Source organism: Bacillus sp. ChL18 (genome assembly GCF_026241425.1).
Taxonomy (GTDB): Bacteria; Bacillota; Bacilli; order Bacillales; family Bacillaceae; genus Bacillus; species Bacillus velezensis.
The window spans coordinates 264,495-275,482 of the sequence record NZ_JAPHWE010000004.1 but is presented as its reverse complement, the minus strand read 5'-3'; the positions used below and the strand labels follow the sequence as shown (position 1 = coordinate 275,482).

Below are 10,988 nucleotides of genomic sequence, written 5' to 3'. Positions count from 1 at the left end.
CCCACGTGTTACTCACCCGTCCGCCGCTAACATCAGGGAGCAAGCTCCCATCTGTCCGCTCGACTTGCATGTATTAGGCACGCCGCCAGCGTTCGTCCTGAGCCAGGATCAAACTCTCCGATAAAGTGTTTGACTGACTACGCACATCGCTGTGCGATTTATTTAAAACTTTGAATTAACAGGTACGTTTTGTCTTGTTTAGTTTTCAAAGATCATCTCAACCTCATCTCGAGGCGACTTTTTCAGTATAACATTTCAGCGAGTTGCTGTCAAATGTTTTTTTGTTTTTATTTCTCCGCCGCTGTGAGCTTTTTGTTGAAGCGCATCAGCGACGTTTAATAATATACCATGCCTATGATTCAGCGTCAACACTTTTTTTGAAAGAATATCCTCGATGATATACTTCCTGCCCTTTGGTCTCTATTTGAGATACTTCAACAAAGCCTTTTTCCGTCAGGTAATCAAGCATGACACCGAGATCTTGGGTGAAGTACACCAGTTCAGGGTGCTGAAGCAATTCTCCAAACTGCCACATTTCTTTTTCTTTCATCACTTGAAAAAGGTGCGCAGAACCGATTTCAGCTTTTGAATGGATGAGAAAATCATTTGCTAAGAATAATAATTCGAGCCTTTTCTCCAAACTTTCGTGACTCTCGACAAGTTCGGAATATAGCTTATATACCTGCGGCTCAATGTGACGGACCTGGTTCCAGACTGTCGTTTCGGGATAAAACCCCCGGTCAATCACTTCTATGCGGGCCAAGTGGTGAAGAGCATGCACTACCGCATAATATGCATCCAGAAAATGATCAGCTTCAAAAAACGCTTTTCCTTCTACAAATCTTCTGATCAGCTTGCCGTATTCCATTCCGATCTTTAATTTCCGCTCGGCGAAAGGAAAAGTGCTGAGCCGGTCATTGAGTTCAGATATATATTCATTGCGGTCAAACAGTACTTTGCCGTTGATGATCCAATCTATGACTCTTCTATTGGTCCCAAGCAGAATCCATTCCTGAAGCAGAGCATCCGTTACAATATGTAAAGAAGCGGTTTTTTGTTCGAATTCATAATGCTTTATAAAAAGAGGTTCATCAGCCTGTTTGACAATGACAAGCATGACCGCATCAAAGTTATCCGTGATGGATGATGCTTTACTCCTTCTCTCAATCATAAGGACGGCCAGCGTATCGGGATGACTTGCTCTTTCTTGGTAAATTGGACGGAGAAGATTGTCCATTACGATTCCTCCAATGCGATTGTTTCACTAGCTATTGTTTCTACATTTCTATGATAAAACATGAAAGTCCTTTTTTCTAAACACATTGCACTATTATAACAAATTTCCTTTCAGGTGCCATATTTATTCTTCCCTTTTCTTACGAAAACATGAAGAATATGCCATCTGTTTTGTGCTATAGTTAAACGAGAGGGGGATGGCCATGGCGAAATACTCAAGCAAAATTAATAAGATCAGAACGTTTGCGTTAAGTTTGGTTTTCGTTGGGTTTATCATTATGTACATCGGGCTGTTCTTTAAGCAGTCTGTTTTGCTTGCCAGCTTGTTTATGATTCTCGGCCTGCTGTCGATCGGGCTCAGCACCGCCGTTTATTTTTGGATCGGCATGCTGTCCACAAAAGCGGTCCGGGTGATGTGCCCCGCTTGCGAGAAAGAAACGAAGATTCTGGGCAGAGTGGATATGTGCATGCATTGCAGAGAGCCGCTCACATTGGATAAAGGATTGGAAGGCAAAGCGTTCGATGAGTCTTATAACAGAAAAAACAGTGTAAAATAAACGAAGCTGACCGTATCAAAGCGGTCAGCTTCGTTTAGTGGTTTTCTTTTTTGGAACATTCTTGGCAGACGCCGTAAATCTCCAAACGGTGGTGGCTTACCTTAAACCCCGTGACGTGAGCCGCAAGCTGTTCTACTTCGTCAAGCCCGGGATAATGGAAGTCTACGATTTTTCCGCAGCTTTCACAAATGGCGTGATAATGGTCAGAGGTGACAAAGTCAAATCTGCTGGACGCATCTCCGTACGTCAGTTCCTTTACAAGCCCAGCTTCCCGGAATACACGCAAATTGTTATACACTGTCGCAACACTCATATTAGGGAATTTCCCTTCCAAGGCTTTATATATATCGTCCGCTGTCGGATGTGCCATAGAATCCACGAGATATTCCAGAATGGCATGACGTTGAGGAGTAATCCGGACTCCCGTATCCTTCAACGTGTCTAAGGCTTCTTTTAATTCATGTGCAGCCATCCGTCATGCACCTCTCTTCTAAAAAAGATTCTTACTTTATAATGTTTATAATTAGTGTACATCTTTTTCCGGTCTCCTGTCAAATGTAATCTGAAGAAAACCCCGTGAGTTCAGCATTTGTCCATTAATTAGACGCAATTTGTTCCAATTCTCGAAGCGCCTCGGCAACGTGATCTTTTACTTTTACCTTTCTCCACTCCTTCACAAGACGGCCTTCTTTGTCTAACAAAAAAGTGGATCGCTCGATACCCATATATTCTTTCCCAAAATTCTTCTTCAGCTTCCACACATCAAAAGCTTCCGCCAATTTGTGCTCATCATCAACGAGGAGCTGGAAAGGAAGATCGTGTTTTTGCTTAAATTTTTCATGTTTATCACGGCTGTCAGGGCTTACTCCGATGATAACGGCATCAAGTCCCGCGAAACTTTCGTGCTGATCACGGAAATCACATGCTTCCGTCGTGCATCCGGGTGTCATGTCTTTCGGATAAAAATAGAGAACGACGTACTTCCCTTTAAAATCCGTCAATGCTACTTCTTCCCCGCTGTCATTCACTAATTTCATATCCGGTGCTGTTTGTCCGATTTCAATCGTCATTTCTTATACCTCCGGGTTTTTTATTAAGCGTATCCAATTCACGTTAAGATTACAACCGTTATCCCCCCGCTCTTTTCTGGAAGCATGAACCCGTTGTGCTCGCAATGAAGCATGCTACAATAGAACATGATGTAAGGAGATATTAGGAGGGTCATTTTTTGTATACAAAATCAGTTGAACTTCATAAGGAAGCGTTAGAGCATATCGTCGGAGGCGTGAACAGCCCGTCCAGGTCCTATAAAGCGGTAGGCGGCGGTTCACCCGTTGCGATGGAAAAAGCGAACGGCGCTTATTTCTGGGATGTAGACGGGAATCAGTATATTGATTATTTAGCGGCTTACGGCCCGATTATTACCGGACATGCCCACCCGCATATTACTGAAGCGATTAAAACAGCGGCTGAAAACGGTGTGCTGTACGGGACGCCGACCAAACATGAGGTCACTTTCGCCAAAATGCTGAAGGAGGCCATTCCTTCACTTGATAAAGTACGATTCGTAAACTCAGGCACTGAAGCGGTAATGACAACGATCCGGGTTGCACGCGCTTATACAGGCCGGACAAAAATCATTAAATTCGCAGGCTGCTATCACGGCCATTCTGATCTCGTACTTGTCGCTGCGGGTTCCGGTCCGTCTACGCTCGGCACCCCTGATTCCGCCGGCGTGCCGAAAAGCATCGCCAATGAGGTGATTACCGTTCCTTTCAATGACATTGAAAGCTACAAAGCCGCGCTGGATAAATGGGGTTCGGAAATTGCAGCGGTTCTCGTCGAGCCGATCGTCGGCAACTTCGGCATCGTTGAACCTGAAGAAGGATTTTTAGAACAGGTAAATGAATTGACCCATAAAGCGGGTGCGCTCGTCATTTATGATGAAGTGATCACGGCGTTCCGTTTTATGTACGGAGGCGCGCAGGATCTTCTTCAAGTGAAGCCTGATTTAACGGCGCTCGGTAAAATTATCGGGGGCGGCTTGCCGATCGGCGCTTACGGAGGCAAAAAAGAGATCATGGAGCAGGTTGCTCCGCTCGGCCCGGCATATCAAGCCGGCACGATGGCCGGAAACCCGGCATCTATCCTATCAGGCATCGCCTGCCTGGAAGTGCTGAAGGAAGAAGGCGTTTATGAGCGGCTTGATGAGCTCGGCGCCAGACTTGAGCAAGGCATTCTCGCCCATGCGGAGACACATGGCATTACCATCACCGTCAACCGTTTAAAAGGCGCGCTCACGGTTTACTTCACTGATGAAAAGATCGTCAATTACGAGCAGGCGGAAAATACGGACGGAGAAGCATTCGCCAAGTTCTTCAAACTGATGCTTGAGCGCGGCATCAATCTCGCTCCATCGAAGTATGAAGCTTGGTTTATCACAACCGCACATACTGAAGAGGATATCGACGCCACTTTACAAGCCGTTGAAGATGCGTTCAGACATATGAAAAAATAACTGCTGAAACAAGCGGGAGCCCGGGGCTTCCGCTTGTTCTTTTTGTCCGATTTGTGAGATAATGGTTTTTTCAAAAAAAAGACCTTGAATAATTGGTATGATCCCTGTATATTACTTTATTGTTTAGCAAATCAGCCGACAGGGAAATGTAAGTGTCAGCCGTTCGTTCGGCACATAATTTATTAGAGAAAGGAATGCACGCACAAACCAATGAAACTTGGTGCCCGCATTTTTAAAACAGGGATTGCGATTACGCTCGCGCTCTACTTAGCATCATGGATCGGACTTCCGTCGCCGATCTTTGCCGGGATTGCAGCTATATTTGCCATACAGCCCTCTATTTACAGGTCTTTTCTTATTATTATTGATCAGGTTCAGGCAAATATCATCGGCGCTGTCATCGCTACGGCATTCGGACTGATTTTCGGACCGAGTCCGATTATGATCGGATTGACCGCAGTGATTGTCATCACGATCATGTTAAAACTGAAAATTGAACACACCATTTCGATTGCACTCGTGACGGTTATCGCGATTTTAGAAACACCGGGAAACAGCTTCCTGACGTTCGCTCTGATACGAACAAGCACCGTTATTTTAGGCGTGCTGTCTTCTTTTATTGTGAACCTTGTGTTTCTTCCGCCGAAATACGAAACGAAGCTGACTCATCATACGGTTGAATATACCGATGAGATCATGAAATGGATCAGGCTGACGATGCGCCAGTCCACGGAACACTCGATATTGAAAGAGGATATTGAGAAGCTGAAGGAAAAGATGATGAAGCTTGATCATACGTACCTTCTTTATAAAGAGGAGAGAAGCTACTTTAAGAAAACGACGTATGTAAAGTCGCGCAAGCTTGTTTTATTCAGACAGGCGATTATTACGGCGAATCGGGCGCTTGATACGCTGAAAAAGCTGCACCGCTATGAAAACGAGATTTATCATATGCCGGAGGAATTTCAGGAGACGCTGACAGAAGAAATTGATTATCTGCTTCATTGGCACGAAAGGATTCTGATGCGGACGGTCGGCAAGATCAAACCGCATGATGACGATGCTGAAGAAAGCATAAGATATAAACAGCTTTTGACGAAGTCTTTCTTGAAAAATCAGCAGAACTGCGAGGATGAACTGCTTGATTACAATATGCTCAGCATTATGGCTGCGGTTGCGGAATACCGCGAGCAGCTGGAGCATCTCGATACATTAATTACGAGTTTTCAGACATACCACCCGAAAGACAGCGAATTAGAAACAGACGAAGAGTAACCCGGTGCTTCCGTAAAACCGGGTTTTTTTGCATTCAAAAAAACTTATGCCGCCCATTCGGACGGCATAAGTTTTTGTATCAGTTCAAATTCTGAATCGTAAATAAGTGTCTGTACTGGCCGCCTTGGGCCATTAATTCCTCGTGCGTGCCGGTTTCGACGACGGCGCCGTTTTCCATGACGACAATTTTATCCGCGTGCGTAATCGTGGACAGCCTGTGGGCGACGATAAATGTCGTCCGGTTTTTCGCAAGCTTTTCCATCGCTTCCTGAATGTAGTGTTCACTTTCAAGATCAAGAGCCGATGTCGCTTCATCCAAGATTAACAGCGGCGGATTTTTTAAGAATACACGCGCGATGGAAATCCGCTGTTTCTGCCCGCCTGACAATTTGACGCCCCGTTCGCCGACTTTGGTTTCGTAGCCTTCGGGGAAGTTCATAATAAATTCATGGGCATTTGCCGCTTTCGCAGCCGCAACCACCTCATCCAGAGACGCTCCCGGTTTACCGATGGCGATATTTTCACGAATCGTCTCACTGAACAGAAACGTATCCTGAAGCACCATTCCGACTTGATTGCGGAGGCTTCTCGCTTCATACTCGCGAATATCCGTTCCGTCAATCAGCAGGCTGCCGCCGGATACATCATAAAAACGCGGTATGAGGCTGACAAGCGTCGATTTTCCGCCGCCGCTCATCCCGACGAGCGCGACGGTTTCCCCTTTTGTCACCTTTAAGGAAACGTTCTGCAAAATCGTTTCTTTTCCTTCCTCATAACGGAACGAGACATTTCGGAATTCGACTTCGCCCTTAATGTCGTCAGCTTTTAGTGCATTCGGTTTATCAGTCAGTTCATACGGCTCGTCGATAAATTCAAATATGCGATCCATTGAAGCGATCGACTGGGTCAGCGTCGTCGATGAATTGATCAATCTTCTGACCGGATTGTACATTCTGTCAATATAGCCGACGAACGCAACCATCGTCCCTACCGTCAGCGGACCGTTTATGACAAAATAACCCGCAAACGCGATAACAAGCAGCGGCGCCAAATCCGTAATGGTGTTCACGACTGCAAACGTTTTTGCGTTCCAATTCGTATGACGGATCGCTCTGTCCAGAAAATGTCCGTTTTTTTCATCAAAATTGGCTTGTTCATAATCTTCAATGGCGAAACTTCTGATAACGGGCATCCCCTGAACTCTTTCGTGCAAATGTCCTTGAACTTGGGCGAGTGCCTGAGAACGCTCACGTGTCAGTTTTCGGAGGCGGCCGTAAAAATATTTCACTGAAATTCCGTATAACGGAAACAAAATGACAGATATCAATGTCAGCTTAACATCGAGTGTAAACATAATGCAGATGACGATCAGCACCGTCATCATATCAAGCCAGATATTCATCAGTCCCGTTATGACAAAGTCTTTTGTCTGTTCGACATCATTTATCACCCGGGAAATGACTTCGCCCGTTCTCGTGTTGGCATAAAACCTCAGGCTCAATTTTTGAATATGATCAAACAATACCCCCCTGATATCGTAGAGCACCCGGCTGCCCGTCCATTGCGCGAAGTATTGCCGATAGTACTCTACCGGGGGACGCAGAATTAAAAACAGCACGAACATGATACCCATTATCGTGAATAGCGATGATGTTTTAGCGCTTGCCGTTCCGCTCCCTTGAATAATGTCATCGACCACGTATTTTAACAGAAGCGGGAGAGCCAGCGGGATGGAGAATTTTATGATGCCGATTAACACTGTGATAAAAATTTGTTTTTTATAAGGTTTTACAAATTGCATATAGCGTCTGATTACGCCCACACTTTATCCCCCTCTCTCTTTAAGGCGTGTGAGCCCATGTGAAAAACCTGTTGACACCCCAACAGGTTTTTTATTGTATCTTTATTTTGTATAGCGCAGATACCGTTCATACCACATATCAACAAATTCCGGAGCAAACGGTCCTTTCCGCTGATGAATCCAGTGCAGCAGCGTATTCAGATACTCCTTCAGAATGCTGTCGATCTCTTTAGGGTAATTCATTGATTTGCGGTGGTCATCGTATTCATCCTCGTCAAGAATGTTATACGTCATATCCGGAAACACCTTGACATCCAAATCGTAATCAATATATTTGATGGCCTCTCCGTCATAAGCGAACGGCGAGCTGATGTTGCAATAATAGTGCACCCCGTCATCTCTCAGCATTCCGATGACGTTAAACCACTGACGGGCATGAAAGTAGCAGATTGCCGGTTCTCTCGTCACCCACGTCCGTCCGTCGGATTCCGTCACCATTGTCCGGTCGTTGGCTCCGATGATACACAATTCCGTACTTTTTAAAATCGTCGTTTCATTCCAAATTCGATGAAGCAGCCCGTTATGCTTATAGCTGTGAATTTGAATGGTTTCTCCTTCCTTGGGATATCCCATATTTCTCCCCTACTTTCTGTAAAGCCCTGCAGTCAATGCAGCCGCAATTGCTTTCCGACAAGTCTTTTCACTATTATAACGTTACGAATTAAAAAATGAAAATAAAAGAACCACTCCGCTTCCGGAATGGCACATTCATTTCTGCACATAGGAAGACGGCTTTTCCGTGCTGCGATAAGACTGGATGACTTGCTCTGTCTGCCTTTGGAATAACTCCTGTATGCCGGCCAGGTCTTTTCGCTTTGTCGCAATTTCGTCCTGTACATTGTCCAGCTTTGCATCTCTTTCCAGACTGATGAGTTCGGCTTCCACCTGCCGGCAGCGGTCAAGTTCTGACTGCAGCTCGAGAAGCTGATCCATGATTTTCATCTGTTCACTTACAAGCTTTTCAAACTCTGACATCGGGTTCCTCCTTAGGCTTTTAGGTTGATACTCCTTACCATTTCGATTTTACGCCGGAAAACCCTTTGACTCATTCTGTAGAGGAATCACAAGTTTTGTCGTTTCGGCAACAGAAAAAAGCACTTCCATCCGAAGATGAAGTGCTTTTTCGTTTCAGTGATTAGCTGTTTTGCTGTTTGTTTTGTTCAGCAGATTGGTTTTGCTTTCTAACCTGCTGCGCATCAGTTTCACTGCCGAATTCAGTGCCGAATTGACCCTGACCGGAAGCTGATTGCTGGTTTTGTTTTTTCACCTGCTGAACGTCTGTTTTGCTGAATTTTGAGTTTGCCATTGTTATCACCTCCACGCACTTTAGAATGCGCAGGAGATGATAAGGCTATTCATCTTTTTTTAAAACTTATACGAGCAGAGAACGTCCGCCGTCAATAATGATGGTCTGGCCGCGGATCATGTCCGCTTTTGAAGAAACTAAAAACTCCACCGTGTCGATCATATCTTTAATCTCGACCATTCTGCCGGCCGGCGTATTTTGGCGGGCATCTTCCAGCAGTTCATCTCTGTTAGGGAAATGCTTCAGCGCGTCCGTATCAATCGCTCCGCCTGACACGGCGTTTACGATGATATTTTTCGGAGAAAGCTCAACCGCCAGATAACGGGTTAACGATTCTAAAGCGGCTTTTGAGACACCGACCGTCGTATAGTTTTCAAGATAGCGGATGCTGCCGAGCGAGCTGATGCTGACAATGTGGCCGCCTCCGTTTTTCTCCATCATCTTTGCCGCTTCCTGGGCGCAGAAAAGCAATGCTTTCGCATTGATATTCATCGTCCAGTCCCAGTGTGTTTCTTCGAGTTCCATAACCGGTCTCAGCACGCCTGAAGCCGCGTTATTGACGAACACGTCCAGTCTGCCGAATGTTTCGTCAATCTGGCGGAACATGTCTTTGATTTTTGCCGGCTGGCCGACATTGGCTTTAATGACGAGCGTTTTCACGCCGAGTTTTTCAATTTCTTCGGCGGTTTCTAATGCCGCTTTTTTACTGCGGGCGTAATTGATGACGATGTTGTATCCTTTTTCCGCGAGTCTGATGGCGGCTGCTTTCCCGACGCCGCGGCTGCTTCCCGTGATCAGTGCGCATTTATTTTGTTCCATTTTTCCTCAGCTCCTTGCTGTGTATAGTTCTTTTCATTCAACAAACAATAAAAGCAATATGTGTTGAAAGGGGTCTTTTATATGTATGTCGGACGTGATATGGGCGAATTGGCCATGATGCCCAAAAAAGATTGGAGAGATTCAGAGCTCGCCTATTTCCATCATGCCTTCCAGCAAATTATGCCGTATTTAAACGAAGAAGGCCAGTCCAAATACCGGGAACTGATTCAGGAAATCGAAGCCCGCGGCGGACTGAAACGGAATGAAGCGGATTACGGCCACGGCACTCGCGTCAGTTATGACTGACGCTTTTTACAGGCGGCCGCTTTCTTCAGCCATTTTCCATATCTTTTGATGGGAAACGGGAAATGCGTATTCCTCGAGCTCCTCTTTTGTGACCCGTATGAATTCCGTTGTATCCGACACTTGTTTTACTTTACCGAAAAAGACCGAAATATTCCAGACGAGATGGGTGAAAACATGTTCTACGATGCCTTCCAGCTCCCCGATTTCAGCGGTTGTTCCCATCTCTTTTTCTAAATAGGCTTCAAGCTGCTCTCTTTCGGTTTTGATTCCTTTCTGGGTTTCGGTATTCGGAAACTCCCACAAGTTGGCGAGCAAGCCTTTTGGCGGCCGTTTATGAATATAGACATCGCCTTGATCGTCTGTCAGCACAACGGCTGCCATTGTTTTTATCCCGGGCTTTTTCTTTTTGCTTTTAACGGGCAGCTCCCGCTCTGTCCCTTCCGCAAATGCCGAGCAGTGCTTTTGTACGGGGCAAAGCAGGCAGGACGGCGATTTCGGGGTGCAGATGATCGCGCCGAGCTCCATTAAACCCTGATTGAATTCAGATGGTTTTTCATGAGAAATGAAAGCTGATACCGCCTGTTCGAAAATGGTTCTGGTTTTAGGTTTTGCGATATCGTCCCATATGGAAAGAATTCTCGACATGACACGCATCACATTGCCGTCAACGGCGGGAATCGGTTTGTTGTATGCGATGCTGAGCACGGCGCCTTTTGTATAAGGGCCGACGCCTTTCAGTCCGCCAAATTCCTTTTCCTCGGCAGGGACGACTCCCCCGTATCGCTCATGCACTTCTTTTACGGCGCTTTGCAGATTTCTTACACGGGAGTAATAACCTAGCCCTTCCCAGGCTTTGAGCACTTTTTCCTCATCGGCTTCAGCGAGCGCTGAAACGGTCGGAAATTGCTCAACAAACCGCCGGAAATAAGGGATGACGGTATCTACGCGCGTCTGCTGCAGCATCACCTCTGACACCCACACCCGATACGGGTCCTGATTTTCTCTCCACGGCAGAATTCTCTGTTCTCTTTCGAACCATGTAATTAAGTCCTCGCGAAATTTGTCTATATCTTTTTGTTTCATTTTTTCTTCAAGTGCGTTCATATCTTC

12 protein-coding genes, 1 rRNA gene and 1 pseudogene are annotated in these 10,988 nt (G+C 45.8%); 4 read left to right on the top strand and 10 right to left on the bottom strand.

What is annotated here, in order from left to right; genetic code table 11:
• Both OQ477_RS19705 and OQ477_RS19700 read right to left on the bottom strand, forming a co-directional pair.
• Window positions 1-124: ribosomal RNA gene (locus OQ477_RS19705) — 16S ribosomal RNA — on the bottom strand; the annotation flags it as partial.
• A gap of 228 nt (window positions 125-352) precedes the next feature.
• Entirely contained in the window at window positions 353-1,237 is an 885-nt protein-coding gene (locus OQ477_RS19700) for a nucleotidyltransferase-like protein (protein ID WP_038457378.1), read from the bottom strand.
• Window positions 1,238-1,439: 202 nt separating this feature from the next.
• On the opposite strand from OQ477_RS19700, the gene OQ477_RS19695 reads away from it, so the two are divergent.
• The gene (locus OQ477_RS19695; protein WP_007408568.1) at window positions 1,440-1,793 is read left to right on the top strand and encodes a YgzB family protein; all 354 of its coding nucleotides are present in this window, start codon (window positions 1,440-1,442) and stop codon (window positions 1,791-1,793) included.
• 34 nt (window positions 1,794-1,827) lie between these two features.
• Here OQ477_RS19695 and perR read toward each other — a convergent pair whose 3' ends face one another.
• Both perR and bcp read right to left on the bottom strand, forming a co-directional pair.
• Complete coding sequence (gene perR / locus OQ477_RS19690) at window positions 1,828-2,265, bottom strand: peroxide-responsive transcriptional repressor PerR (RefSeq protein WP_003155465.1); 438 nt, start codon at window positions 2,263-2,265, stop codon at window positions 1,828-1,830.
• A 124-nt stretch (window positions 2,266-2,389) separates the two neighbouring features.
• Window positions 2,390-2,863 carry a thioredoxin-dependent thiol peroxidase gene (gene bcp, locus OQ477_RS19685; RefSeq protein WP_003155466.1) on the bottom strand — a complete coding sequence of 158 codons (474 nt, stop codon included), beginning with the start codon at window positions 2,861-2,863 and terminating at the stop codon, window positions 2,390-2,392.
• A gap of 158 nt (window positions 2,864-3,021) precedes the next feature.
• Between bcp and OQ477_RS19680 the strand changes: the two genes are divergently transcribed.
• Window positions 3,022-4,311, top strand: a complete 1,290-nt coding sequence (locus OQ477_RS19680; protein ID WP_007408567.1) for a glutamate-1-semialdehyde 2,1-aminomutase — start codon at window positions 3,022-3,024, stop codon at window positions 4,309-4,311.
• 210 nt (window positions 4,312-4,521) lie between these two features.
• Entirely contained in the window at window positions 4,522-5,586 is a 1,065-nt protein-coding gene (locus OQ477_RS19675; protein WP_007610190.1) for an aromatic acid exporter family protein, read from the top strand.
• Between the two features lie 79 nt (window positions 5,587-5,665).
• Here OQ477_RS19675 and OQ477_RS19670 read toward each other — a convergent pair whose 3' ends face one another.
• From OQ477_RS19670 to fabL, 5 genes and pseudogenes are all read right to left on the bottom strand, one after another.
• Window positions 5,666-7,408, bottom strand: a complete 1,743-nt coding sequence (locus OQ477_RS19670) for an ABC transporter ATP-binding protein (protein ID WP_130571779.1) — start codon at window positions 7,406-7,408, stop codon at window positions 5,666-5,668.
• Between the two features lie 81 nt (window positions 7,409-7,489).
• Window positions 7,490-8,020, bottom strand: a complete 531-nt coding sequence (locus OQ477_RS19665; protein ID WP_003155475.1) for a DUF402 domain-containing protein — start codon at window positions 8,018-8,020, stop codon at window positions 7,490-7,492.
• Between the two features lie 135 nt (window positions 8,021-8,155).
• The gene (locus OQ477_RS19660) at window positions 8,156-8,422 is read right to left on the bottom strand and encodes a YgaB family protein (protein ID WP_003155476.1); all 267 of its coding nucleotides are present in this window, start codon (window positions 8,420-8,422) and stop codon (window positions 8,156-8,158) included.
• Between the two features lie 160 nt (window positions 8,423-8,582).
• Window positions 8,583-8,735 (bottom strand): annotated as a pseudogene (locus OQ477_RS19655) (gamma-type small acid-soluble spore protein); the annotation flags it as partial.
• Between the two features lie 84 nt (window positions 8,736-8,819).
• Window positions 8,820-9,572 carry an enoyl-[acyl-carrier-protein] reductase FabL gene (fabL, locus tag OQ477_RS19650; RefSeq protein WP_003155478.1) on the bottom strand — a complete coding sequence of 251 codons (753 nt, stop codon included), beginning with the start codon at window positions 9,570-9,572 and terminating at the stop codon, window positions 8,820-8,822.
• Between the two features lie 81 nt (window positions 9,573-9,653).
• On the opposite strand from fabL, the gene OQ477_RS19645 reads away from it, so the two are divergent.
• On the top strand, window positions 9,654-9,878 hold the full coding sequence (locus tag OQ477_RS19645) for a hypothetical protein (RefSeq protein ID WP_007408563.1): 225 nt from the start codon (window positions 9,654-9,656) through the stop codon (window positions 9,876-9,878).
• A 6-nt stretch (window positions 9,879-9,884) separates the two neighbouring features.
• Here the strand turns inward: OQ477_RS19645 and mutY are convergent, their stop codons facing one another.
• Complete coding sequence (gene mutY, locus OQ477_RS19640; RefSeq protein ID WP_007408562.1) at window positions 9,885-10,982, bottom strand: A/G-specific adenine glycosylase; 1,098 nt, start codon at window positions 10,980-10,982, stop codon at window positions 9,885-9,887.
• Window positions 10,983-10,988: the final 6 nt, after the last annotated feature.

Coding starts and splice junctions, on each gene's coding strand:
- OQ477_RS19645 (WP_007408563.1), top strand. CDS start 9,654: ATGTATGTCGGACGTGATATGGGCGAATTGGCCATGATGCCCAAAAAA.
- OQ477_RS19675 (WP_007610190.1), top strand. CDS start 4,522: ATGAAACTTGGTGCCCGCATTTTTAAAACAGGGATTGCGATTACGCTC.
- OQ477_RS19700 (WP_038457378.1), bottom strand. CDS start 1,237: ATGGACAATCTTCTCCGTCCAATTTACCAAGAAAGAGCAAGTCATCCC.
- perR (WP_003155465.1), bottom strand. CDS start 2,265: ATGGCTGCACATGAATTAAAAGAAGCCTTAGACACGTTGAAGGATACG.
- OQ477_RS19665 (WP_003155475.1), bottom strand. CDS start 8,020: ATGGGATATCCCAAGGAAGGAGAAACCATTCAAATTCACAGCTATAAG.
- OQ477_RS19695 (WP_007408568.1), top strand. CDS start 1,440: ATGGCGAAATACTCAAGCAAAATTAATAAGATCAGAACGTTTGCGTTA.
- mutY (WP_007408562.1), bottom strand. CDS start 10,982: ATGAACGCACTTGAAGAAAAAATGAAACAAAAAGATATAGACAAATTT.
- OQ477_RS19660 (WP_003155476.1), bottom strand. CDS start 8,422: ATGTCAGAGTTTGAAAAGCTTGTAAGTGAACAGATGAAAATCATGGAT.
- fabL (WP_003155478.1), bottom strand. CDS start 9,572: ATGGAACAAAATAAATGCGCACTGATCACGGGAAGCAGCCGCGGCGTC.
- bcp (WP_003155466.1), bottom strand. CDS start 2,863: ATGACGATTGAAATCGGACAAACAGCACCGGATATGAAATTAGTGAAT.